This window comes from Sphingobium olei, from assembly GCF_042678845.1.
In the GTDB taxonomy this organism is placed as follows: domain Bacteria; phylum Pseudomonadota; class Alphaproteobacteria; order Sphingomonadales; family Sphingomonadaceae; genus Sphingobium; species Sphingobium olei.
In genome coordinates this window covers 1-23,762 of record NZ_JBHTLS010000105.1, presented here as the reverse complement: position 1 = coordinate 23,762, position 23,762 = coordinate 1, and the positions used below count along the sequence as shown (strand labels likewise).

General features: G+C 63.9%; 22 protein-coding genes, 1 tRNA gene, 2 pseudogenes and 1 riboswitch. Of the genes and pseudogenes, 15 read left to right on the top strand and 10 right to left on the bottom strand.

Annotated features, from left to right (window positions below; genetic code table 11):
* Positions 1 to 127, bottom strand: a pseudogene (locus ACFQ24_RS06780) (ATPase); the annotation flags it as partial.
* Positions 128 to 191: 64 nt separating this feature from the next.
* Here ACFQ24_RS06780 and ACFQ24_RS06775 point away from each other — a divergent pair.
* The 4 genes from ACFQ24_RS06775 (at position 192) to ACFQ24_RS06760 (ending at position 3,092) form a co-directional block, all read left to right on the top strand.
* Positions 192 to 605, top strand: coding sequence for an AraC family transcriptional regulator (locus tag ACFQ24_RS06775; protein ID WP_380909939.1), 414 nt, complete (start codon positions 192 to 194; stop codon positions 603 to 605).
* Between the two features lie 6 nt (positions 606 to 611).
* A complete protein-coding gene (locus ACFQ24_RS06770; RefSeq protein ID WP_380909937.1) occupies positions 612 to 995 on the top strand; it encodes a helix-turn-helix domain-containing protein in 384 nt (127 codons plus the stop codon).
* Positions 996 to 1,331: 336 nt separating this feature from the next.
* The gene (locus ACFQ24_RS06765; RefSeq protein WP_380909935.1) at positions 1,332 to 2,285 is read left to right on the top strand and encodes an SDR family oxidoreductase; all 954 of its coding nucleotides are present in this window, start codon (positions 1,332 to 1,334) and stop codon (positions 2,283 to 2,285) included.
* Between the two features lie 282 nt (positions 2,286 to 2,567).
* Complete coding sequence (locus ACFQ24_RS06760) at positions 2,568 to 3,092, top strand: class I SAM-dependent methyltransferase (protein WP_380909933.1); 525 nt, start codon at positions 2,568 to 2,570, stop codon at positions 3,090 to 3,092.
* Between the two features lie 665 nt (positions 3,093 to 3,757).
* Here ACFQ24_RS06760 and ACFQ24_RS06755 read toward each other — a convergent pair.
* Positions 3,758 to 5,035 (bottom strand): MFS transporter, encoded by a 1,278-nt coding sequence (locus ACFQ24_RS06755; RefSeq protein ID WP_380909931.1) that lies wholly within the window; start codon positions 5,033 to 5,035, stop codon positions 3,758 to 3,760.
* 139 nt (positions 5,036 to 5,174) lie between these two features.
* On the opposite strand from ACFQ24_RS06755, the gene ACFQ24_RS06750 reads away from it, so the two are divergent.
* The 3 genes and pseudogenes from ACFQ24_RS06750 to ACFQ24_RS06740 form a co-directional block, all read left to right on the top strand.
* Positions 5,175 to 6,170, top strand: a complete 996-nt coding sequence (locus tag ACFQ24_RS06750) for an AraC family transcriptional regulator (protein ID WP_380909929.1) — start codon at positions 5,175 to 5,177, stop codon at positions 6,168 to 6,170.
* A gap of 292 nt (positions 6,171 to 6,462) precedes the next feature.
* Positions 6,463 to 7,455 carry an SDR family oxidoreductase gene (locus tag ACFQ24_RS06745; protein WP_380909927.1) on the top strand — a complete coding sequence of 331 codons (993 nt, stop codon included), beginning with the start codon at positions 6,463 to 6,465 and terminating at the stop codon, positions 7,453 to 7,455.
* Positions 7,456 to 7,546: 91 nt separating this feature from the next.
* Positions 7,547 to 7,732: pseudogene (locus tag ACFQ24_RS06740) on the top strand (transposase); the annotation flags it as partial.
* Positions 7,733 to 7,887: 155 nt separating this feature from the next.
* Here ACFQ24_RS06740 and ACFQ24_RS06735 read toward each other — a convergent pair.
* The 4 genes from ACFQ24_RS06735 to ACFQ24_RS06720 all read right to left on the bottom strand — a co-directional run bounded on the left by ACFQ24_RS06735 (position 7,888) and on the right by ACFQ24_RS06720 (position 11,747).
* Complete coding sequence (locus ACFQ24_RS06735) at positions 7,888 to 8,739, bottom strand: sigma-70 family RNA polymerase sigma factor (RefSeq protein ID WP_380909925.1); 852 nt, start codon at positions 8,737 to 8,739, stop codon at positions 7,888 to 7,890.
* Positions 8,736 to 9,191, bottom strand: a complete 456-nt coding sequence (locus ACFQ24_RS06730; RefSeq protein ID WP_380909923.1) for a carboxymuconolactone decarboxylase family protein — start codon at positions 9,189 to 9,191, stop codon at positions 8,736 to 8,738. The genes ACFQ24_RS06735 and ACFQ24_RS06730 overlap by 4 nt, the downstream gene beginning before the upstream one ends.
* 101 nt (positions 9,192 to 9,292) lie before the next feature.
* Positions 9,293 to 11,395 (bottom strand): prolyl oligopeptidase family serine peptidase, encoded by a 2,103-nt coding sequence (locus ACFQ24_RS06725; RefSeq protein ID WP_380909921.1) that lies wholly within the window; start codon positions 11,393 to 11,395, stop codon positions 9,293 to 9,295.
* A gap of 4 nt (positions 11,396 to 11,399) precedes the next feature.
* Positions 11,400 to 11,747 (bottom strand): hypothetical protein, encoded by a 348-nt coding sequence (locus ACFQ24_RS06720; RefSeq protein WP_380909919.1) that lies wholly within the window; start codon positions 11,745 to 11,747, stop codon positions 11,400 to 11,402.
* Positions 11,741 to 11,851, top strand: a riboswitch (TPP riboswitch). Its footprint overlaps the gene before it by 7 nt.
* A gap of 37 nt (positions 11,852 to 11,888) precedes the next feature.
* Here ACFQ24_RS06720 and thiC point away from each other — a divergent pair.
* From thiC to ACFQ24_RS06695, 5 genes are all read left to right on the top strand, one after another.
* On the top strand, positions 11,889 to 13,784 hold the full coding sequence (thiC, locus tag ACFQ24_RS06715) for a phosphomethylpyrimidine synthase ThiC (RefSeq protein WP_380909918.1): 1,896 nt from the start codon (positions 11,889 to 11,891) through the stop codon (positions 13,782 to 13,784).
* A 410-nt stretch (positions 13,785 to 14,194) separates the two neighbouring features.
* Positions 14,195 to 14,422, top strand: coding sequence for an AbrB/MazE/SpoVT family DNA-binding domain-containing protein (locus ACFQ24_RS06710; RefSeq protein ID WP_380909916.1), 228 nt, complete (start codon positions 14,195 to 14,197; stop codon positions 14,420 to 14,422).
* On the top strand, positions 14,422 to 14,814 hold the full coding sequence (locus tag ACFQ24_RS06705; protein WP_380909914.1) for a type II toxin-antitoxin system death-on-curing family toxin: 393 nt from the start codon (positions 14,422 to 14,424) through the stop codon (positions 14,812 to 14,814). Before ACFQ24_RS06710 ends, ACFQ24_RS06705 begins: the two co-directional genes overlap by 1 nt.
* A 39-nt stretch (positions 14,815 to 14,853) precedes the next feature.
* Positions 14,854 to 15,165, top strand: coding sequence for a LysR family transcriptional regulator (locus ACFQ24_RS06700; protein WP_380909912.1), 312 nt, complete (start codon positions 14,854 to 14,856; stop codon positions 15,163 to 15,165).
* Between the two features lie 172 nt (positions 15,166 to 15,337).
* On the top strand, positions 15,338 to 17,185 hold the full coding sequence (locus ACFQ24_RS06695) for an ABCB family ABC transporter ATP-binding protein/permease (protein ID WP_380909910.1): 1,848 nt from the start codon (positions 15,338 to 15,340) through the stop codon (positions 17,183 to 17,185).
* Positions 17,186 to 17,212: 27 nt separating this feature from the next.
* On the opposite strand, the gene ACFQ24_RS06690 is transcribed toward ACFQ24_RS06695, so the two are convergent.
* The 3 genes from ACFQ24_RS06690 to ACFQ24_RS06680 all read right to left on the bottom strand — a co-directional run bounded on the left by ACFQ24_RS06690 (position 17,213) and on the right by ACFQ24_RS06680 (position 20,356).
* Positions 17,213 to 17,833 (bottom strand): hypothetical protein, encoded by a 621-nt coding sequence (locus tag ACFQ24_RS06690; protein WP_380909908.1) that lies wholly within the window; start codon positions 17,831 to 17,833, stop codon positions 17,213 to 17,215.
* Between the two features lie 61 nt (positions 17,834 to 17,894).
* Entirely contained in the window at positions 17,895 to 18,296 is a 402-nt protein-coding gene (locus tag ACFQ24_RS06685) for an acyl-CoA thioesterase (RefSeq protein ID WP_380909906.1), read from the bottom strand.
* Positions 18,296 to 20,356 (bottom strand): S9 family peptidase, encoded by a 2,061-nt coding sequence (locus ACFQ24_RS06680; RefSeq protein WP_380909904.1) that lies wholly within the window; start codon positions 20,354 to 20,356, stop codon positions 18,296 to 18,298. The genes ACFQ24_RS06685 and ACFQ24_RS06680 overlap by 1 nt, the downstream gene beginning before the upstream one ends.
* A 111-nt stretch (positions 20,357 to 20,467) precedes the next feature.
* Here ACFQ24_RS06680 and ACFQ24_RS06675 point away from each other — a divergent pair, with 111 nt between their 5' ends.
* The 3 genes from ACFQ24_RS06675 (at position 20,468) to ACFQ24_RS06665 (ending at position 23,091) form a co-directional block, all read left to right on the top strand.
* Complete coding sequence (locus ACFQ24_RS06675; protein ID WP_380909902.1) at positions 20,468 to 22,261, top strand: aminopeptidase P family protein; 1,794 nt, start codon at positions 20,468 to 20,470, stop codon at positions 22,259 to 22,261.
* 235 nt (positions 22,262 to 22,496) lie between these two features.
* Positions 22,497 to 22,571, top strand: a tRNA-Thr gene (locus tag ACFQ24_RS06670).
* A gap of 208 nt (positions 22,572 to 22,779) precedes the next feature.
* Positions 22,780 to 23,091 carry a hypothetical protein gene (locus tag ACFQ24_RS06665; protein ID WP_380909900.1) on the top strand — a complete coding sequence of 104 codons (312 nt, stop codon included), beginning with the start codon at positions 22,780 to 22,782 and terminating at the stop codon, positions 23,089 to 23,091.
* A gap of 38 nt (positions 23,092 to 23,129) precedes the next feature.
* Here the strand turns inward: ACFQ24_RS06665 and ACFQ24_RS06660 are convergent, their stop codons facing one another.
* The gene (locus tag ACFQ24_RS06660) at positions 23,130 to 23,627 is read right to left on the bottom strand and encodes a LysR substrate-binding domain-containing protein (RefSeq protein ID WP_380909941.1); all 498 of its coding nucleotides are present in this window, start codon (positions 23,625 to 23,627) and stop codon (positions 23,130 to 23,132) included.
* Positions 23,628 to 23,762 lie beyond the last annotated feature (135 nt).

Below are 23,762 nucleotides of genomic sequence, written 5' to 3'. Positions count from 1 at the left end.
GGCCGCCAGAGCGCGCGAACGGCAGATATCCCAGCTCATCGAGCACCACCAGGTCGAGCCGCGAGAGCTGTCCCGCCAGGGTCCCGCCCTTGCCGATCCGGGTCTCCTCTTCGAGGCGTGTCACCAGCGGTCAACGCTATGCCGATGCGAATGGCGGCGGGGAGGGGTATTTCCCGGTCCCCAACGCTGGATTGCATATCATCCGCGCCTTCCGTGAGATGGACAATCATTATGTCTATCAGCCGTCTCTCTGCATCACTCTGCAAGGTGGCAAGGAAATCCTGATCGGCGATGAAACGCTGAGCTACGGTCCGATGCAGTGCCTCGTCGTGGGCCTGGACCTCCCGGCTTGCGGCCGGATCGTGACAGCGAGCCCCGACGAGCCGTTCGTTGGCATCACCGTCGAGTTCGACACAGCCATCATGCGCGAGGTGCTGGCACAACTCGGAACGTCTGTCGGTCCGACTTCAAATCCCGGGCGCAGCATGTTCGTGGCCGATGTCGATGGCGCACTGGCGGATTGCGTTTTGCGCATGGTCAGACTGACAGAAACCCCGCAGGCCATTTCGATCCTCTATCCGGCCTTGATGCGCGAATTCTACTAATGGCTGTTGAGTGGACCCAATGGCGCGGAACTGTGGTGGCAGGCGGTGCCGGACACCCATCTGGAGCGTGTCGGCAGGGCAATCCACCTGCTCCGGCAGGAGTTCACCAAAACGCTGCGGGTCGAGCGCCTTGCCGAAGCAGCGAACATGAGTCCGTCCTCCTTCCACCAGCACTTCAAGGCGCTGACCGCCATGTCGCCGCTGCAATTCCAGAAACAGCTCCGACTGCTCGAAGCGCGGCGGTTGTTGACGGCGGAAACAGTGAATGTTTCCGAGGCCGCATATCAGGTCGGCTACGAGAGCGCCTCCCAGTTCAGCCGGAAATATTCGCGCATGTTCGGGATCGCGCCCAAGCGTGACGCGATGAATCTGAAGGCGGACGGCAAGTAAGCGATTGCGTGTACACGGGCTCTTCGTCTTGTTCGGAAATCCCAAGCCGACCTCCCTTGCCAGCCCAAAACTAGAAGCACTGCGCGCCTACGCAGAACTTGGTCGAGCGCTGCTTCCTCGTGCCGCTCCGGCCACCAATCTGGAGAAGCTCGGCCTCACTACATTGCAGATCGAAGCCGCGCGCGAGCTGGTCCTAGCGGATGCGGCATCAAGCACGGCGGCCAAGTCATACCGAACGGAGAAATAGGCATGCCTCTTGTAGATTCCGGCATGGGTTTGAGAGGAGCCAATGATTACGTTTCGACTGCTCCAACACGACTTATGAAAGGCAGTCTCATGACGGGTTGGACCGCGTCCGACATCCCATCACAACAGGGCCGAACGGCGGTCGTCACAGGTACAGGCGGCTTGTGTTTCGAAGACGCGCTGCCCCTTGCGCGCAGCGGGGGGGATGTCGTCCTTGCCGGACGCAATCCTCGAAAGGGTGCCGATGCTGTCGCGCGAATTCGCGACGTAGTGCCAAAGGCGACAATCAGTTTCGAGCGGCTGGATCTCGCCAGCCTCAAATCGATCGCGGAGTTCGCCGAGCGCCTTCGCCGCGATCGGTCGAGCATCGACATCCTCATCAACAATGCGGGCGTCATGGTGCCCCCGCGGCGGGAGGTGACAAAAGACGGCTTCGAATTGCAGCTCGGCACGAATTTCCTTGGCCATTTCGCGCTGACGGCTCGCCTGCTGCCATTCTTGCGCAATGGAAGCCGGCCCCGGGTCGTGACGCTGTCGAGTATCGCTGCGCGCGGGGGCTCGATCAATTTCGGCGATCTCAATGCGCAACAGGGTTACAAGCCGATGCCGGTCTACAACCCGTCGAAGCTTGCCTGTCTCATGTTCGCGCTGGAACTCGAACGGCGCAGCAAGGAGAATGGCTGGGGCCTCACCAGCATTGCGGCGCATCCTGGCATATCGCGCACGGATTTGCTGCTGAACGCGTCGGGCAAATACAGCTTCGAGCGGATCATGCGGACGCTCCTCCCGTTCATGTTTCAACCGGCGGCGCAGGGTGCGTTGCCCGCGCTGTATGCGGCAACTGCGCCCGAAGCGAGGGGCGGCGGCTACTATGGCCCTGACAGGATGGGTGAGGCTCGCGGCCTTCCAGGCCCGACAAAGATGCCCGACGCTGCACTGGATGATGCTGCGGCTGACCGTCTTTGGCGCTGCTCCGAAGAGCTCACAGGGGCCTCGTTTCCCGAGGCGGCAAACGACCGGATTTCCGTCGGGGTCGGGACCTGACGTGTTCGCCCATAGTCCCAGCGGCCTAAACTCGGCCCCCATTTATCGAAGGGATCATTGATGGCCTCTAAAGAGCCGACTGCGCTGTCCTGGCGGACGCCCCTCTGCCTGGGCGGAGGCAGAGACAGCGCTTGTTTCGCACTTAATGGCGGCGGAGCGACCGCCTCGGACGGCGCTTCTGGAGGGCCGAGCCTTGGAGCCGCGCCGTCTGAGGCTGGAGGTTGGCAGGACAATCTCCGGTTCGCATGGGAATGGCTTCGGAATCCGATCGGAACGGCGGCAGTGGCGCCCTCCGGCAGGGCACTCGCATCGCTGATCACGCGCGAGATCGATCAAGGGACCGGGAAGGTCCTGGAACTCGGCCCCGGCACGGGGATATTCACGGATCACCTCGTCGCCAGGGGTGTAGACCAGAGCGATCTGACCCTCGTTGAGCAAAATCCCAACTTCGTGCGCTTGTTGAAACAGCGCTTTCCCCGCGCGGCCGTCCTGGAGATCGACGCGGCTGCGCTTGGCTCGATCCGCCAGCCGCGGGGGGAGCTCTTCAGTGCGGCGGTCTGTGGATTGGGTCTGCGGAGCATGCCTGTGGGCCAGATCGAAGCGATCATGCGCTCGGCATTTTCGCGCATGGCGCCTGATGCGGCGTTCTACCTCTTCACCTATGGCTGTCGATGTTCTGTGCCGGCTGAGGTATTGAAAAGGCTTGGCCTGATCGCTGAGCATGTCGGCGTCGCGCTGCTCAACCTGCCTCCCGCTTCAGTATATCGGATCCGGCGCGTGTGCGAGTTATCCCGATGTGCGCAATGAACCAAGCCCGGAACGATGTGGGCGGCGAAGACCGGCGGTGAGCCGATGAATCGATAAGCCTATACTCGGTCATGAGCTGGGTCGCGAACATCATCATCGTCGCAGTCCTACCGACCAGACTCAGTCTGCTCGGCGCCTCACTGTAGTTCTTCCTAGCCTATGCGGCGGCCGCCGGCTGCGTGCTCGCTTTGTCGGAAAGCCTGAGCCATGCGCGCGATCTGTTCTTCCGGTCCGATGTGCGGGCTTGTTTGCTGGCGGGCTCGTGATCGTGGCCGTTGGCGGCCTCATCCCGTTCACGACCGGAGGCGCGTTCCGGTGATCGCGAAGCGGTGACGCCAGAGCTGAGCTTCAGCGTCGCAAGCGAAGACCGTCGAGGATGCGGGCTGTCATCGGATCGATTGATCTGCCTTTTCTTCGTCGCTGGGCATGCACAACGTGCGAGGCGGCGGCCAATATTCCCCATGACCATCTTAGATCTTGTGAGCGCGAGCAGTGACGAATGGGGCAGGAGACATGACAATGGGTAGCGCACTTGTAACCGGAGCCTCGGGTGGGTGGGGTGCCGCTTTGGCGGACGAACTCGCGAGGCGGGTTATCCTCTGTTTCTGACGGCCCGAAACCGCCTCGCCCTGGAAGATGTCGCTACCCGAAGGGCACGCGATCCGCTAGGCTCGAGCCGAGCGAACGGGGGAGCCGGCCTGGTCCGAAGCGATTGCGTAGGTGACAAGGTTCGGCGCGATGCGGCGATCGGCGCCGCGCACCGCAAGTCCCGCGCCTATGCTCGCGAAGGGGGCGATGAGGAGCCCAAGGCCGAGCCCATTCGGCACGGAATTGGCGTTTGCCCAGTCGCTCACCATGCCGACGAACAGCGGTGCCAGACCGGGGCCGAACAGGCCCGACGCGATGAGCAGCAGGCTCGACGCGAGCGCCTGATGGCCCGGTCCGGCGATCAGATGCGCCGCCCCGAACGCGCCGGGAAGCAGAAAGGCGAAGGACAGCATGCCAGGCACAAACAGTGCAATCGACAGCGTACCATGGGGCACGAAAAGCGCGGCTGCGGTCGTAAGCCCGGCAAGGATCAGCAGGATCGAGGGCGGCCCCAGCAGCCGCCCCCGGCCGCGCCGCACCGCGCGGTCGAACAGGCGGCCGCCAAGAATAGTCCCGACGATCCCCATCGCGCCCTGCAGGAGGCCGAACGAAAGGCCGACTTGGGTCGCGCTGTAACCGTGAGTGCGGATGAGGAAGGGCGCGGCGAAGGCATAGAAGGCGGCCGAAGCGAAACCGAGCGCCAAGGCGCCCAGCATGAGCCAGCGAAAAGCCGGTACGGCCAGCAGCCTACTGCTGGTAGCACGCGCCGGCTCGGCGCGGGGGGATGGGACTGCAAGAGGCGGCGTCGGACCCGTGACCAGCCAGACAAGCCCGGCAAGCACTCCGCCGATCGCACCGGCCCCGATCAGCACGGCGCGCCAACCCAGGCTGTCAGCGATAGCACCACCTGCGGCGAACCCGGCCATCGTGCCGATCGGTATGCCCATTGAGAAGATGGCAAGGGCAGTGCCCCGCTGCTTGACGCCGATCCGGCGGGCAATGAGAGCATGGGCCGAGGGGATGGCGCCAGCTTCGCCCAGCGCGACGCCGAAGCGGGTCGCCGCAAGCAGTCCGAAGCTGCCTGCAATGCCGCCCAGTGCCGTCATGGAGCTCCAGACGAGAATGCACGATACAAGAATGCGCCCTGGCGAGCCGCGGTCGGCCGCTCGGGCAAGGGGCAGCGACAGGAACGTGTAGCAGACCGCGAAAGCAATTCCGGTCATGAGCCCGATCTGCGTATCGCTGAGCGCCAGATCGCTCTTGATCGATTCTGCCAGGATGAAGGGAAGTATTCGGTCTATTTGACACAGCATGCTAACCAGAAACAAGACAGCAATAAAGCTCCCCGTCCGCAATTTGCTTGGCGATGAAGGGACCAAGGGCGTGCTATTGTCTGACCGCCCCGCTAATATGTCTGTTGCATTCTTAGCAGAGATAGGCATGATTATCGCACTCCTCGGCTGATTGGCACCATCTAGCTATAAGGAGTGCCCGATGAGCAGAATGCCGGAAGCCGCAAGAATCTTGCCTTTTCCTACAAATGATGCCCGAGCGATCCCGCCGCGTGTCCCGGAGAATCGCCTGCCGCCACAATTGCTGGCAAGCGTGCTGGCGCATGTGGATGCGCTTGGCGGCGGCGAGGGCCAGTTCCCCTTGCCGATGCCCGGCGTCAACGTAATCCGCGCCAAGCGGCACGTCCCTGCCAATCCGCAGGTCTACAAGCCATCCCTGTGCATCGTCTTCGAAGGCCTGAAACAGATCGAGTTCGGCGATCAGTCGCTCGAATATGGCGTGATGGAATGCCTGATCGTCAACATGGAAATTCCAGCGACGGGAAGGATTGTGGGCTCGACCCCGGACGAGCCCTTTCTGGGTATGACCATCGAATTCGACGCTGAGTTGCTGCGCAGCGTTCTGGAACAACTGCCCGATCGCCCTGCATCCAGAAGCCATGACGGCCCTAGCCTGTTGGTCACCAAGGTCGGAGACCAGCTCGCCGATTGCCTGGTGAGGTTGGTGCGGATGGCGCAGACTCCCGAGGCGGTGCCGATCCTCTATCCGGCGGTCATGCGCGAAATCTATTATTGGCTTCTCACCGGCCCGCATGGCGGCGAGATCAGCAAGCAGGTGATGCCCGAAACGCATCTGGAACGGGTAAGCCGGGCGATCCGCGTAATGCGGGAAAATTTCGCGCAGACGCTCCGGATCGAGCAACTGGCCGACATCGCACGGATGAGTCCTTCCTCCTTCCACCAGCATTTCAAGGCGCTCACCTCGATGACCCCGGTCCAGTTCCAGAAGCAGTTGCGCCTGCTCGAGGCACGACGGCTGATGATCGCCGATGCCGCCAATGTGACCGACGCCGCCTATCGGGTCGGCTATGAAAGCGCCTCGCAGTTCAGCCGCGAATATAGCCGCACCTTCGGCATCTCACCCAAGCGCGACGTGACGATGCGCCGGGCGCTGTTGGCCGAGGTTGGCGCCAGCTAGGCGGCCGGCCAGCGCTGGTCTTTCGAGTCAGCCATTTGGCGGAGATATCGATCTGCGCCGATGGCCGATAGACCCTTTGCGCTGGCCCACGGCCAGCTTCGTCGCACCGTGCTATGGCCGGCTTCCCTTTTTTCTCCTGCGTTGCCGTCCAGCATCGAGGCCAAGTCCGCATGGCAGGTAGCGTCGCTCGATTTTTGCAGGATAAGGCAGGCTTTTCCCTGCTTCGGGCATGCGGTTAAAGCGGAGGCGTCCTATCTCTTCGTAACACTCCCGCTGACGAAGAGGCGCACTTATGGCCCGTTGGACATCCGCCGACATTCCTTCCCAACAAGGCCGCACGGCCGTGGTCACCGGCCCGGGTGGGCTCGGTTTCGAGACGGCGCTAGCGCTAGCCCGTGCCGGCGCGGAGGTGATCGTCGCAGGCCGGAGCCCGACTAAAGGCGATGAGGCTGCCAATGCCATCCGCGCTGCGGTGCCGTCCGCGAAGATCCGCTTCGAACGTCTGGATCTTGCAGACCTGACATCGGTTGCCGACTTTGCCGACCGGCTGCGCGAGCAGCGCACCCGCCTCGACATTCTCGTCAACAATGCGGGCGTAATGCGACCGCCCCAGTGGAAAGCCACCACTGACGGGTTCGAGCTGCAACTTGGCATAAACTATCTGGGCCATTTCGCTCTCACGGGCCGGTTGATGCCACTGTTAGTGAAGGGCAAGGGGGCGCGCGTCGTGACGCTCTCGAGTATCGCCGCGCGCCAAGGCGCTATCCATCTCGACGATATCAACGCGCACGGCTGGTATGATCCTATGCCGGTCTATTGTCAGTCGAAGCTTGCTTGCCTGATGTTCGCCTTCGAATTGGAGCGCCTGAGCGTGGCGCATGGTTGGGGCCTGTCGAGCATCGCGGCGCATCCAGGCGTGTCGCGCACAAACCTGCTTCACAACGCGCCGGGCAAGCACAGCGCGATCAGCGTGGCCCGGTCGATGCTCTGGTTCCTCTTCCAGCCTGCCGCTCAGGGCGCGCTGCCGTCCCTATTTGCGGCGACTGCCCCGCAAGCCAGGGGCGGTGGCTATTATGGCCCGGCCAGTCTAGGCGAGACGCGTGGCCATCCATTGCCCGCCAAGATCCCGCAGCAGGCGCTGGACCAGGCGGTTGCCAAGCGCTTGTGGGACATGTCGCAGGAACTGACAGGCAACCCGTTCGCCGCTGTGGTTCCGCTTGCCCGGAGGAACCACGATGATCGATTCCATGATGGACCTGCGCACGCCGGTCGAGAAGACCTCTGACGCGGATATTTTTGGGTGAGATGATCTCGTTTGCCGCGGAGCAGCTGATGGAGATGGAAGTCGGGGGCCTGACGGGCGCCGGACATGGCGCCGGGTCGCGCTGCACAGCACGAATCCGATCGAGCGGCTGAACGGCGAGATCAAGCGCCGCACCGAGGTCGTCGGCATCTTCCCCAATGAGGCCGCGATCATGCGCCTGATCGCTGCCATCCTCATGGAACAGAGCGACGAACGGGCTGTCCAGCGCGCCCGCTGCAAGATGCTTGAGCCGAAGGCCCGCGCAGCTCAACCATGGCTCCCGTCAGCGACAATCCTGTTGTCATGCTCTCTGCTGTACGCACGACCGGCTCATCCCGATGCTGCAATGAGCGGTGGCAAGACGCTACACCACCCCGCCGGGAACGCGGACGCGCCGCCCGGATTCCGCCCTCCTCAGTGCACCAGCGCCTCGACGTGGCGCAACTTGTCGGGATTGCGCATCACATAGATGGCCTTGATCCGGCCCGCCTCGATCAGCAGGGCTGTGGTCTGCACCATGCCGTCCGGCTCGCGGGTTACATATCCGGGCAGACCGTTCACGAACGCTTGCCGTATAAGCTCCGGAGCGCCGCGCCGCAGCCGGAAGGTTGCGGAAAGGCCGCGCAGCACCTCGACCGCGCCGGCCAGGATGCGGCCGGCGGCCGGGCGCTTGCCGCCGCCGTCGGAATGGAGACGGACATCCTGCGCCAGCAGCGCGCCGAGCTTTCCGGCATCGCCCGCGCGCGACGCCTCGAAGAAAGCAGCGGCGATGGCGAGGCCATGATCCCGTTCCACCGGATAGCGACGACGCTCGCTACGCACATGCTCCCGCGCGCGGGCCGCGAGCTGGCGACAGGCGGCGGCGTCCCGGTCGATCGACCGGGCGATGTCCTCGAAACTCTCGCCGAATACGTCATGCAGCAGGAAGGCCGCCCGTTCGAGCGGCGACAGCCGCTCCAGCGCCAGCATCAGCGGCAGGGTCACGTCTTCGACCGGTTCGGTCTCCACGACCGGCTCGGGCAGCCAGGGACCGACATAATCCTCCCGCCGCACCCGCGCGGACTTGAGATGATCGAGGCACAGGCGCGTCACCATGCGGCGCAGATAGGCGGCGGGAACCTGCACCACGCCTTGGTCCGTCCCGGCCCAGCGAAGGAAGGCATCCTGCAGCACATCCTCGGCATCAGCCATGGAGCCGAGCATGCGATAGGCGACGCGCAGCAGCGCCGGCCGCTGCGCGTCGAAACTGGCGGCCGCGTCGGTCACGCCGCCCAGCCGAGCGCGGGGTCATAGAGGTGGAAGCCCACCGCCAGCCGGTTCCAGCCGTTGATGATGTTGATCGCCAGCGTCAGCTTGACCTGCTCCTCCGCGCTGAACTCGGCCGCCAGCGCCTCATAAACGGCGTCCGGCGCGCGCTTCGTCGCCACCTGCGTCATATGGTCGGTCCAGCCAAGCGCCGCCCGTTCGCGCGGGCTGTAGCAGGGGGCTTCTTCCCACGCGACGAGCAGATGGATGCGCTGTTCCGTCTCACCCGCCTTGCGCGCATCGGACGTGTGCATGTTCAGGCAGTTGGCGCAGCCGTTGATCTGCGACGCCCGGACCTTGACCAGTTCCAGCAGGCTCTTTTCCAGCCCGCATTTCTCGACCTGCAGCGACAGGTCGTACCAGGCTTTGAACAGCGGGCCGCCGGCGGCGTGGATATTGGTGCGGTCATTCATCGGTCGGTCCTTTCATCACGGTTGATGCCGTGATGACGAGGCAGCGGACGACGATGTGACATGCGCCGCCAAATTTTTCCGTCCGTCCGTGCCGGCTTCCCTTATTTCCCCTCCAGCCGCTGGCTGAAATAGACCATCTGCATCGCCTGCAGCCGCGCGCCCTGCGCGATGTCGGCATCGCCCGAATGGCCGCCGGCGGTGTCCTCGTAGAAATGATAGGGAATGCCATAGTCCTTCAGGCGCGCGGCGAACTTGCGCGCATGTTGCGGCCCCACCCGGTCGTCCTTGGTCGTGGTCCAGATATAGGGCGTCGGGTACTTCACCCCCTTGCGGATATTGGCGTAGGGCGAAATCTTCTCCAGAAACGCCTTCTCTTGCGGAACCGACACGCTGCCATATTCATCCACCCAGGACGCGCCGGCCGCGATCTGCTCGTATCGGATCATGTCCAGCAACGGCACCTGGATCGTCACCGCGTTCCACAGGTCGGGGTGCTGGTTGAACTCGACCCCCATCAGCAGCCCGCCATTGGACCCGCCATAGATGCCGAACCTGGCCGGCGACGACAATTTGCGCGCGAAGATGTCCTTCGCCACGGCAGCGAAATCGTCATAGATGATCTGCCGCTTGGTCTTCAGCCCCGCCTCGTGCCAGGCCGGGCCGAACTCGCCGCCGCCACGGATGTTGGCAAGCACGAAGCTGTTGCCCCGCTCCAGCCACAGCTTGCCGGTGATCGCGGCGTAGCTCGGCGTCATCGGCACCTCGAATCCGCCATAGGCGGTCATGATCGTCGGCGTCGATCCGTCCTTCTTCATGTCTCTGCGATGGACGATGAAATAGGGGATCTTGGTCCCGTCGGTCGATGTCGCCTCATGCTGTTCGACCACCAAGCCGCTGGCGTCGAACCGCGCCGGCATCGCCTTCACCTGCACCGGCCTGGGATCGGCGGCATCCAGCGACCAGAGCGTCGTCGGCGCCAGGAAGCCGGCCACCGACAGATAGGCCTTGTCGCCCTTGTCGGTCGCGGTCGCGATGCCGATGGTCGCATTGTCGGGCAGCGCCACGGCCTTGCTGGTCCATCCGGCGGTTCCGGGCGTCAGCACCATTACCCGCCCGCGCACATTGTCGTTGTAGGACAGGATCACATGATCCTTCGTCGCCGATACGCTGTCGATCGACTGGCGCGGCGTCGGCGCGAACAGGATCTGGGGTTTCAGCGTCTCGCCCGATTGCAGCGCTTTGAGCGGCACCGCCGCCAACGCGCCGCTCGGCACGGTGACGCCGCCACTTTGCCAAATCTGGCTGGTCTGGATCAGCACCTGTCCATCCACCATGCCCTGCACATTGCTCTTGGCGGGCAGCGGCAGTTTCTTGACGCCCTGCGGCGTCACCAAAAACGTCTCGTTGGTGAAGAAGGTGACGCCCCGGTACAGGATGGCGGCGCGGTTGCCCGCCCCGTCCGACACGATGCTGGGATAGACGCCGACCTGATCGCTCGCCGCACCGCGATAGACCTCCTGCGCCGCCGACAGCGGCTGGCCGCGCTTCAGTGCCTTGACGACGAAGGGATAGCCCGACTTCGTCATCGTCCCCTCTCCCCAATCGCGCGCCAGCAGCAGCGTGTCCTTGTCCAGCCACGCCTCATTCTGCTTGGATGTGGGCACGTCGAAGCCGCCCTTCACGAACTGCCCCGTCTCCAGGTCGAACTCGCGCAGCGTCACCGCGTCCTCGCCGCCGTCCGACAGGTTGAGCAGCGCCAGCCGCTCCTCGGGGTCGAAGATGCTCGCCCCCTTCCACACCCATTTCCTCCCTTCCGCCTTGGACAGCACATCGAGGTCCAGCACGGTGGTCCATGTGGGCGCAGCGGTGGCGTAGTCCGCCTCGCTGGTCCAACGCCATATGCCCTGCGGATGGTCGGCATCCCGCCAGAAATTATAGACGCGCCCATGAATTAGCATCGGCATGGCGATCCGGTCCTTGGCCGATGCGATGGCGAGCGCGTCCTTGAAATAGCCGGCATAGCGGGGATCGCCCTCGAACGCGGCCAGCGTCGCCTTGTTCTCCGCCTCCACCCACTGCATCGCGCGGGGGCCGGTCCAGTCCTCCAGCCAGACGAAGGGATCGTCTGCGGACGACGTGGGATCGGGCGCGCCTGCGCCGGTCAGGAGGGCAGCGGAAACCAAGGCGAAAATCCTCTTCTTCATGTCGTCATTCCCCCTTTAGCCTCATCCGCCCCCGCACATAGGCCCTGCGCCGCAGCGCGCCCACGATCAGCAGGGGTAACGCCGCCAGCATCAGCACGATCCCGATAAGGCTGGGCGACCAGCCGAAAATCGCATGCACGCCAAAAGCCGAGGGCGACAGCAGGACGAGAAATCCCGCCGTCAGCAGCCACAACCCCCACCGCCGCGGCCGCACCGCCACCATCCGCATCTCATGCCGAAACGCCTTCCGGCCCGCCTTGGTGGAGAGATCGGGGTGCGTGAGATCGGGCGGCGGCGCATCGAACATAAGATGCTGGACCTTGTGCCGCTTCGTCCCTATCCTGTCCAGCATCCCCGGGGGACCGTCCACAGACGGTTGAGAGGCGGCTGATGTGGCTGCGACCCGCTGAACCTGATCCGGCTGACACCGGCGTAGGGAGGGAGCGTGCCGTCACACCGCCCGCGCTCTCTTTCCGCCCGAAGGAGAGTTATCATGGCAGACGTCCCCGCTCGCACCGAAATGCGCGTCACCACCGGCCCGATCCGTGGATCGCGCAAGATCCATGTCGGCCCATTGAAGGTCGCGATGCGCGAAATCGACCTGGAGCCCTCCAGCGGCGAACCGCCCGTCCGCGTCTACGACACGTCCGGCCCCTATACTGATCCTGATGCCCGCATCGACATCATGGCGGGCCTGCCCGCGCTGCGCCGCGACTGGATCGTCGGCCGGGGCGATGTGGAAGCCTATGACGCCCGCGCGGTGAAGCCGGAGGATAACGGCCTCAAGGGGCCGGATCGCACCGGCGGCGTGCAGCCCTTCCCCAATGTGGTGAAGCGCCCGCTGCGCGCGAAGGCCGGCGGAAACGTCAGCCAGATGCACTATGCCCGGCGCGGCATCATCACGCCGGAGATGGAATATGTGGCGGAACGCGAAAATCTCGGCCGCGCCCGCCTCGCCGAATATGTCCGCGACGGCCAGAGCTTCGGCGCGTCCATCCCCGACTATGTGACGCCCGAATTCGTCCGCGACGAAGTCGCGCGCGGCCGCGCCATCATCCCGTCGAACATCAACCACCCCGAATCCGAACCGATGGCGATCGGCCGCAATTTCCTGGTGAAGATCAACGCCAATATCGGCAATTCGGCAGTCGCCTCCGACGTCGCCTCGGAAGTCGACAAGCTGGTCTGGTCGATCCGCTGGGGCGCGGACACGGTGATGGACCTCTCCACCGGCCGCAACATCCACGACACGCGCGAATGGATCCTCCGCAATTCGCCCGTCCCGATCGGCACCGTTCCTATCTATCAGGCGCTGGAAAAGGTCGGCGGCATCGCCGAAGACCTGACCTGGGACATCTTCCGCGACACGCTGATCGAACAGGCCGAACAGGGCGTCGACTATTTCACCATCCATGCGGGCGTGCGCCTCGCCTATATCCCGATGGCGGCCAAGCGCGTCACCGGCATCGTCTCGCGCGGCGGATCGATCATGGCGAAATGGTGCCTCGCCCATCACAAGGAAAGCTTCCTCTACGAGCATTTCGACGAGATCACGGAGATCATGAAGGCGTACGACATCGCCTACTCCCTGGGCGACGGCCTGCGCCCCGGCTCCATCGCGGACGCCAATGATGAAGCGCAATTCTCCGAACTCTACACGCTGGGCGAACTGACCCACCGCGCTTGGAAGCAGGACGTCCAGGTGATGATCGAAGGGCCGGGCCATGTGCCCATGCACAAGATCAAGGAGAATATGGACAAGCAGCTACAGGTGTGCGGCGAAGCGCCCTTCTACACGCTCGGGCCGCTCACCACCGACATCGCGCCCGGCTACGACCATATAACCAGCGCCATCGGCGCGGCGCAGATCGGCTGGTACGGCACGGCGATGCTCTGCTACGTCACGCCCAAGGAGCATCTGGGCCTGCCCGACCGCGACGATGTGAAAGTCGGCGTCGTCACCTACAAGCTCGCCGCCCACGCCGCCGACTTGGCGAAGGGCCACCCCGCCGCCAAGGTCCGCGACGATGCGCTAAGCCGCGCAAGGTTCGAGTTCCGCTGGCGCGACCAGTTCAACCTGTCATTGGATCCCGACACGGCCGAACAATATCACGACCAGACGCTGCCGGCCGAAGGCGCGAAGACCGCCCATTTCTGCTCCATGTGCGGCCCCAAATTCTGCTCGATGAAGATCACGCAGGAAGTGCGCGACTTCGCCGCGAAGAAGAACCAGCCCGCCGACGGATTCCTGGAAGCCGGCCTTACCGGGGCCGAAGTGGCGGAAGCGAGCAAGGCGGCGGCGCTCAAGGGCATGGAAGAAATGAGCCGCCTGTTCAAGGAGAAGGGAAGCGAGCTGTATATGGGGGCCGGGGATAGGGAGCGGGATTGAGATGCGCGTGCTGTGATCCGGCGTTGGTTAGGTGAACTGTTGCGACGGTTCACCCCGACAAAGGCAGGGCTATTTATGTACGTACCCCGTCCGCCTCATCCTGCCAATGTGCCGGGCACCTTCTACGTCGAGGATGGCTGCTGCACCAGTTGCGGCGTCTGGGAAGATGTTGCGCCAGACTTGTTGGCTTGGCTCCCTAATGGCAGCTATTCCCATTGCTACGTGGCGCGGCAACCGGAAACCGATGAAGAATTCGTGCGGATGATGGATGCGATGCATGTAGGTGAGGTCGAGTGCATTCGGGCGCGGAATTGCCGTCCAGATTGGGCAGCAAGGCTCCGTGAAGCAGGGCTGGGGCATCAGATAGACCACAATTGACCTACTAAAAGCCAGCATGTTATAACCCACGTATGAACATGCCCCTCAAAATCACCAAGATCGGCAACAGCGCCGGCGTCATCCTGCCCAAGGAGTTGCTGGCGCATCTCAAAGCAGGCACCGGCGACACGCTGTCCGTCGTCCTCACCCCGCGTGGCGTCGAGCTTTCGGCCGCCGAACCGGACTTCGACGCCCAGATGGCGGCCGCGCGCGAAGTCATGGCACGGCGCAAACGGGCGCTGCGCGAACTCGCTAAGTAATGGCGCAGCAGGATTGGCTGTGGGTGACGCCGGCCGTCGTCATGGCCGCCCATGCCGAACAGATCGCCGAACATGGCGGGGGTGGCGACGCCCTGCGCGATTGCGGCCTCTTTGAAAGCGCCATGGCGCGTCCGCAGCAGCTTGCCCATTATGGCGACCCCGATGCCGCCACGCTCGCGGCAGCCTACGCCTATGGCCTGGCCCGCAATCATCCGTTCGTTGACGGCAACAAGCGGATCGCTGCGGTCGTCAGCGAAACCTTCCTCATGCTGAACGGCTTTGGCCTCGCCGCCACCGACGCCGAACTGGTCGTCGCCTTCCTCGAACTCGCCGCCGGCACCCTCTCCGAAGAGGAACTCGCCGACTGGTTCCGCCATCATCTGGACCCCTGACCCTTTCCTATTCGCGCCTCTTCTGATCCACCCTGTTGGATGGAACAGACCTCTTCCCCCAATCCGCCCCGTCCCCGGTCCGCCAAGCGCGGTCATTGGACGCCCGCCCTCCAGGCCCGTTTCGTCGCCGCGCTGATGCAGAGCGGCAGCGTGCGCACCGCCGCCCGCGCGGTCGGCATGTCGCCCTCCAGCGCGCATCGCCTGCGCGCCAGGCTCAAGGGCACGGAATTCGACGCCAATTGGACAGAGGCGCTGCGGATGTACGACTATTACCGCGCCCATCCGCTCGCGCTGGAGGCCATGGCCACCGCCATCGTCAATCGCTGCATCAAGGACGGGACGCTTCGGTGACGCTTTGCGAGCGCGTTCGTAAGGCGTCGCGAGAGCGTCGCGGACGCGTAACGGGCGCAAACCGCGGAAATGCGTGTGCTATGGTGTGAACTTCGTAGGAGATCGTCGCCGCCCCGCCGCACTCCGCAAAAGCCTGCTGTAACGAACCTCACAAATCCCTACATGGACCCTCATGCCGCCCTCGACGCCCGACACGACCCCGCTGCCGCCCATCTGGCAGACGCTCCGCCGCTTCCTGCCCTATCTCTGGCCGGCGGACGCGCCCGCGCTGCGCCGCCGGGTCACGCTGGCCATGGTCTTCGTGCTGCTGGCGAAGGTGGTGACGCTCGCCATGCCCTTCGCCTACAAGGGCGCGGTGGACCGGATGGCCCCCGGCCTGGAACCCGCCGCCGGCCTCGCCATGGCGCTGGTCATCGCCTATGCCGGTGCGCGTTTCGGCGGCGTCCTCTTCGACAATCTGCGCAATGCGGTCTTCGAAAAGGTGGGGCAGGAAGCCGGCCGCCGCCTGTCGAACGATGTGTTCGTCCACCTCCACCGCCTGTCGCTGCGCTTCCATCTGGACCGCCGCACCGGCGCGGTGACGAAGATCGTGGAGCGCGGCACCAAGAGCATCGACACGATGCTCTATTTCCTCCTCTTCAACATCGCCCCCACCGTGCTGGAGCTGGCGGCGGTCTGCGCCATCTTCCTGGTGAAGTTCGGGGTCGAGATCGTCATCGCCACGCTGGCGATGGTCGCGGCCTATATCTGGTTCACCCGCACGGTGACCGAATGGCGCAACCAGCTTCGCCGCGACATGGTGGACATGGACACCAACGCCGTCGCCCATGCCGTCGACAGCCTGCTGAATTTCGAGACGGTCAAATATTTCGGCGCGGAACAGCGGGAGGCGGACCGTTACGGCACGGCGATGCGCCGCTACGCGCAGGCGGCGGTCAAGAGCGAGAACAGCCTCGCCTGGCTCAATGTCGGGCAATCCCTCATCACCAACCTCATGATGGCGGGGGCGATGGCCTATACCGTCTGGGGCTGGAGCCGGGGGCAGTTCTCGACCGGCGACGTGGTACTGGTGAACACGCTTCTGTCGCAGCTTTTCCGGCCGCTCGACCTGCTCGGCATGGTCTATCGCACCATCCGCCAGGGCCTCATCGATATGGAGGCGATGTACAAGCTGATCGACACGCAGGCGGAGATCGCCGACGCCCCCGACGCACCCGCGCTCGCAGTGAAGGGCGGCGAAGTGCGGTTCCAGGATGTGCATTTCGGCTATGATCCGGAACGCGAAATCCTCCACGGCGTCAGCTTCACCGTGCCGGCAGGCAGGACGCTGGCGATCGTCGGCCCGTCCGGCGCGGGCAAGTCCACGATCGCGCGCATCCTCTTCCGCTTCTACGATATTCAGGGCGGGCAGGTGACGATCGACGGGCAAGACATTTCCGCCGTCACGCAGGCGTCGCTGCGCGCCGCGATCGGCATCGTGCCGCAGGACATGGTGCTGTTCAACGACACGGTCGGCTACAACATCGCCTATGGCCGGCAGGGCGCGAGCCAGGCGGAGATCGAGGCGGCGGCGAAGGCCGCGCAAATCCACGATTTCATCCTGAGCCTGCCCCAAGGTTACGACACCCGCGTGGGCGAACGCGGCCTCAAATTGTCGGGCGGCGAAAAGCAGAGGGTTGCCATTGCGCGCACGCTGCTGAAAGACCCGCCGGTGCTGGTGCTGGACGAAGCGACCAGCGCCTTGGACAGCCGCACTGAAACCGAAATCCAGACCGTTCTGCGCGACATCAGCCGGAAACGCACGACATTGGTGGTGGCGCATCGCCTGTCCACCGTAGTGGACGCCGACGAAATCATCGTGCTGGATCAGGGACAGATCGTCGAGCGCGGCCGTCACGCGGACCTCTTCCGGGCGGACGGGCTGTATGCCACCATGTGGGCGCGCCAGGCGGCCGAACGGGCCGACATGCGGAGCGAGGCAGGCATAGAGGATATGTTCGAAATCGCGAGGCCCTCCTGACGGAAAGGTCAGGAGGGCCTCCACGCGTCAGTTCTGCGTCGTCACCGTGGTCGTGGTGCGTTCGGCCACAGCGGTGCGGGGCGCGGTGCTCGTCTTGCGGACGATCTTGCGCTTGGGCGCGGCCTTGCGGACAGTGGTCTTCACAGGGGCGGTCTTGACCGTCTCGGTCGTCACCGTCGTGGTCGCTGGCGGTGTTGCGGCGGCCAAGGCCGCGCTCGCCCGAGCGGCCTGCGCGTCCGCCGCGGCCGAAGCGGCTGCCTGTTCGGCGACAGCGGCGCGCGCATTGGCGGCATCGGCCTGCTGCTGCGCATTCAGCGTCGCGTCTGCCTGCACACGGGCGTCGACCTCGGCGCGCTGCTTGCCTTCACCGATGGCGGTGTCGGCAGCGGCCTGCGCGTCCATGGCGGAAGTAATCGCCTTCTGCTCCTTGCCGCTCTTCAGCTGCTCCTCGGCCAGACGCAGCGAGGCATTCGCGCGCGCGATGACGTCGGGCGACGGATTGAGCTTGGCAGCCGCCGCAATCTTGCCCTTGGCTTCGGCGATAGCGGCCAGTGCCCGTTCCTCGTCACCGGCAAAAGCCGGAGTCGCGGTGAAAATCAGTGCAGTCGCGGCCAGGAGGCCGCGCATGGTGGAATTATATTTACGCATGTCTCTCTCCTGTCATCTTTGTGACCGGCGTAGAAACGAGCGCTCTTTACTGAAGGTTCCTTTATCTGACGTTCAGGAAAGGGGCTGCGACTTCGGGCGGAATACGCATCAATCGCCCGCTTTCCTTGTCAATCATCGCCCAAGTCGACCGCGCGGATACTTTCAGCTTTCCATCCGGGCCGGTGAATTCGATCATGCGGTCGAACCGCGCACCGCGCGGCGGATCGGGTATCCAGGTGCGTCCGGTCACCGTCTCCCCCACGGTCACATTGCCGCGATATTCGATCTCGTGCCGCGTCACGACCCAGATATAGGCGTCGACATGGGCGGCATCGGCGTCCTGCATCCAGTGCTCGACCGATATCTGCTCCATCCATTGCACCCACACCGCGTTGTTCACATGGCCAAGCACGTCGATATGCTCGGGCCGCGCGGTGATCTGCCGAGTGAAGGAAGACGCCATCAGTCAGCCATGCCCAATTGCCACAGGATGAAGGCGAACTCCTCGGCCGTTTCGCGCAGGCTTTCAAAACGCCCCGACTTTCCGCCATGGCCCGCGCCCATATTGGTCTTAAGCAGCAGCATGTTGCCGTCCGTCTTGGTCGCGCGCAGCTTCGCCACCCATTTCGCCGGCTCCCAATAGGTGACGCGCGGATCGTTGAGCCCGGCCGTCACCAGCAGGGGCGGATAATCCTGTGCGGTTACATTGCTGTAGGGGTCGTAGGCCAGGATGGTCCGGAAAGCCGCCTCATCTTCGACTGGATTGCCCCATTCCGGCCATTCCCCCGGCGTCAGGGGCAATGTCTCGTCCAGCATGGTGTTCAGTACATCGACGAAGGGCACATGCGCCACCACCGCGCCCCACAGGTCGGGATCGGAGTTAATGACCGCGCCCATCAGTTCACCGCCCGCCGATCCGCCCGAAATGCTGATCCGACGCCTGGCCGTATAGCCGCGCTCGATCAGCCCCTTCGCGACGTCCACGAAATCGGTGAATGTGTTGGTCCGCTTGTCGAGCTTGCCATCGAGATACCATTGCTGGCCCAGATCGTCGCCGCCCCGGATATGCGCGAGCGCGAAAGCGAAGCCGCGGTCGAGCAGCGACAGGCGGCTTGTGGAAAAGCCCGGCTCCATCGCGATGCCATAGGCGCCATAGCCATAGAGATGCAGCGGTGCGCTGCCGTCGCGGGGAAAATTGTTCGGATAGACGATCGATACCGGGATCTCCGTCCCGTCCCGCGCCGGAATCATCAGCCGTTCGGTCGCGTAGCGGTTTGCATCATAGCCCGACGGAATCTCCTGGACCTTCAGCACCTCCAGCGCGCCGGTCGCAAGATGATAATCATAGATGGTGTCTGGCGTGACCATCGATTCATAGCCGATGCGCAGCTTGGTCACGTCATATTCGGGATTGTCGTCAAGGCTCGCCGAATAACTCGCCTCGGGAAAGGGAATGCGCTTTGGAGTATGCGTCGCATAATCGCGCAGCTCGATCTGGTCGAGCCCGTCCTGACGCCCTTCGGTGACGTAGAAGCCCTTGAAAAGGGTGAAGTCGGTCAGATAGAAATGCGCGTCTGGCGCGATCACCTCCTCCCATCGGTCGGGCGCATCGAGCGATGCCTTCACCAGCCGGAAATTGGGATGAAGATCGTTAGTGCGGATGTAGAGCGTGCCCTCATGTTCATCGACATCATATTCGCGGCCCGGCTGGCGGGCAGCGACCAGGAGCGGCTTTGCGGTCGGATCGCCTGCGGGCACCAGCCAGGCTTCGCTCGTCACATGGTCGCCAGTCGCGATCACGATCCATTTTTCCGATGAGGTGAGGCCTATGGAGACGCGGAATCCCTCATCATCCTCATGGAACAGCTCGACATCGCTTGCGACATCCTGTCCCAGCCAGTGCAGTCGCGCATTGTCCGTCCGCCAATTTTCGTTGGCGAGTCCGTAGAGCAGGCCCTTGCTATCGGACGTCCAGACCAGCGACGACAGCGTATCAGGGATCGCCTCCGGCAGGATCTCTCCAGTGGTCAGATCCTTGATCCGGGCCTCGAACCGTTCCGATCCGTCGATGTCGATCGCATAGGCGAGGTAGCGTCCATCCGGGCTGACGGACATGGCGCCCAGCCGGAAATAGTCATGCCCCTCCGCCAGCGCGGGTTCATCCAGGATGAGTTGGTCGGCGCCGCCCGCGACCGGCTTTCGATACCATTTGCGATATTGCGCGCCGGCCTCGAACGCCCGCCAGTAGATATAGTCCCCGTCCTTCTGGGGCACGGAGCTGTCATCTTCCCTGATGCGCCCCTTCATCTCCTGAAACAGGCTTTCGATCAGCGGCTTGCGCGCAGCCATGGCGGTTTCGAACCAGCCATTCTCCGCCTCCAGATAGGCAAGCACATCCTTGTCCCTGACCTCGGGATAACCAGGGTCGCGCAGCCATGCCCAGGGATCCTCTACGGTGATGCCATGATGGGTGAAGCTGTGAGGACGGCGTTCGGCGACGGGCGGTGGGCTTTGATCTGTCATTAACTATCCATGGTCCAGACGGCGGGCAGTGCTGGCATAAGCGCGGCTGCCCCTCTATGTTGTCGACTTTACGGCCGGTGCAAGTGGCCGGAATGATCCAAGGAAAGTTCAATGTCCAGTTATGAAGATCGCCTGAAGGCGCTGCGCGCGCAGCTGGTGCGCCAGAAGCTCGACGGCTTCGTGGTGCCGCTGACCGACGAGCATATGAGCGAATATGTCGGCGCCTATGCCCAGCGTCTCGCCTGGCTAACGGGCTTTCAGGGGTCGGCGGGCAGCGCGGTGGTGCTGCCGGAGGAAGCGGCGATCTTCGTGGACGGTCGATATACGTTGCAGGTGCGCGAGCAGGTGGACGGAGCCCATTGGCAATATGAAAGCGTACCGCAGACATCGATCGCCGCCTGGCTGAAGGACCATGCGGCGCAGGGCGCGCGCATCGGCTACGATCCCTGGCTCCATACCCGGGCATGGGTGAAGCAGGCGAGCGAGGCGTTGGCGGAGAAAGGGGCTGAGCTTGTCGCCGTGGACACCAATCCGGTGGATGCGATCTGGCCGGACCGCCCGGCCCCCAGCAGCGCGCGGCTGGTGGTCCACGACGATCGTTTTGCTGGGCGAAGCGCGGCGCAGAAGCGCGCCGAGATGGCGGATTGGCTGACGACGAAGAAGGCCGACGCAGCGGTCCTGTCCGCGCTCGATTCCATTGCCTGGACCTTCAACATCCGCGGCAAGGACGTCGACCGCACGCCCGTCGCTCTGGCCTATGCCATCGTTCATGCCGACGCCACCGCCGATCTCTACGTGGCGCCGGAGAAGATGGACGAGGCCGTCGCCAAGCATCTGGGCAATGGCGTTCGCATTCACGATCGCGCCGCCTTCGCCGACGCCCTGGCGGACCTTGAAGGCAAAACGGTGATTGCCGATCCCGAGCGCGCCGTTGCCGCGATCTTCGAAGCGCTGGATGCCGGTGGCGCGAAGATATTGCCGCTCCGCGATCCCGCCGTGCTGCCTAAGGCGATCAAGAACGATACGGAGATTGCCGGACACAAGGCGGCACAGGCAAGGGACGGCGCCGCATTAAGCCGCTTCCTCCACTGGATATCGGTCGAGGCGCCCAAGGGCGGCCTGACCGAACTCTCCGCTTCGGACCGGTTGGAGGCGTTCCGCAAGGATACGGGGTTGCTGGAGGATTTGTCCTTCGACACGATCAGCGGGGCCGGCCCCAACGGCGCTGTCGTCCATTATCGGGTGGAGGAAAGCACCAACCGGCCGATCGAAACCGGCACCCTCTACCTGGTCGACTCCGGCGGGCAGTATCGCGACGGAACGACGGACGTCACCCGCACCATCGCTGTCGGCTCGCCGACGGATGAGATGAAGCACCGCTTCACGCTGGTGCTGAAGGGCCATATCGCCCTCGCCCGTGCGATATTCCCTAAGGGCACGCGCGGCGGCCAGCTCGATGCGCTTGCCCGCCAATATCTCTGGGCCGAGGGGCTGGATTACGCCCATGGCACGGGCCATGGCGTCGGCAGCTTCCTGTCGGTGCATGAAGGGCCGCAGCGCATCGCCACCTTCGGCGGCGGCGACGAGCCTCTGGTGCCCGGCATGATCCTGTCCAACGAGCCGGGCTATTACAAGACCGGCGAATATGGCATCCGGATCGAAAATCTTGTGCTGGTCGGGGAGCGCGCAATTGAAGGCGCAGAGAAGGAGATGCTCGGCTTCGAGACGCTGACCTTCGCGCCCATCGACCGGGCCCTGATCGTCACCGATCTGCTGAGCCGTGAAGAGCGGGAGTGGGTCGACGCCTATCACGCCGCCGTCCTTGCCGTGGTCGGTCCGCAGCTGGAGGATGAGGCGCTTGACTGGCTGACGGCCGCCTGCGCCCCGCTCTGCCCGGACGACTAATCCTTGCGATCTTGGGCGGGAGGGGGCGCTACGCTCTCTCTCGCCTGGGCCTTGCGGCGGCGGAGATTGTCGCGCAACGCCTGAGCCAGCCTCGCCTTTTTCTCGTCCTGCGTTTCGATCATGCCTGCCGCATAAGCAAAATGCGCGAGCGGCCGCAACCCGCCTTGACATCGCACGGCCGGGCGGTCATAGGCCCGGCCTCCGCAGCGCGTCGCGCTCCGGACCTGAAATGAGTGCTGCCGTAGCTCAGTGGTAGAGCGCATCCTTGGTAAGGCTGAGGTCGTGAGTTCAATCCTCACCGGCAGCACCATTTTCCCCCGCATTTCAATGATTTAGGTGGCCACCTTCAAGTGGCTCCCGACCGCTTCGCCCGTTGGAAGTGTATAGGAAGAACGCAAGCGAAAGCGCCTGGCGCGCGCCAGCGACAAACGCGCGATACCGAAGACGATGGCGAGTGGATTTCCCGGACGACACGAATCACTGGTGGCGGGTACCTGCGAGCGGGCTTTGGACACGAGATGACCCCTCTTGCTACGGATGCCTCGGCAACCCAGGCACTCTATGGGCTTGCTTCGGCGCCCGCTCGAGATGTCGACATAAATTGGGATGAGCGGTTAGCGCGGCAACGACGCCGGGTCGGCCAGCGGCGAGATCGGATGGATGGAATTCTGTTTCTCGGGACGATGGTCGAGATCGTCGACCAAGTGATCACACTCAATCTGCTGCAGAAAGCGGACATAGGGCCGGACGCGGCCGCCATTCGTGACGAGATGCTTCATCGCGGCATCGCGCCGTCATCGCCCAGCCTTGCTGGCGAGCAAGTCGGGTAGCCGCCTCGCCGGATGACGGCGCCAGACTGTGGCGCGGCTCACAGCCGTCTTTCTGTCTGAAGTCGCTCAAACAAGGCTGTCAACCAGTCTGCAAACACCCTCGTCCGCGGCGATATATGACGTTGCCCGGGGTGAAGCACAGATATCGGCATAGGCGGCGGTGGATTATGCCGGAGGACCGGAACGAGTTCGCCTGCATCAATCTGGTGCTGCACGCGGTAGCGCGGAACCTGGATGAGTCCGAGACCGGCAACGCCCGCTGCCGTGTAGATTTCGGCCCCACGAACGGTCACATCGAACGGCAGCATGACCTCTCGCACACCCCCCTCTACCTCGAAGTCGAGTGGATAGGGCTGACCTGAGGCGGAAGCCGCGTAAGCGACCATGCGATGCTCAGTGAGATCATCCAGGCCCAATGGAACGTCGAAACGCGCGAGATAGGCTGGGCTCGCCAGGGTCATCTGCTCCGACTCGGCCACCTTCCGACCCACGAGTGAGGAATCCGGAAGAACGCCGGCGCGCAGAACGCAGTCGATGCCTTCCTCGATGTGAATCGGCGTGCAAAAAGGACCCCGTTAGCGGGGTGATCGGCGTCTAAAAGGGACCCCTCATTTCGATAGCTTAAACAGCCGTCTGGATGTTCAGGCGGCGAGATCGGGATGTTGGTTTTG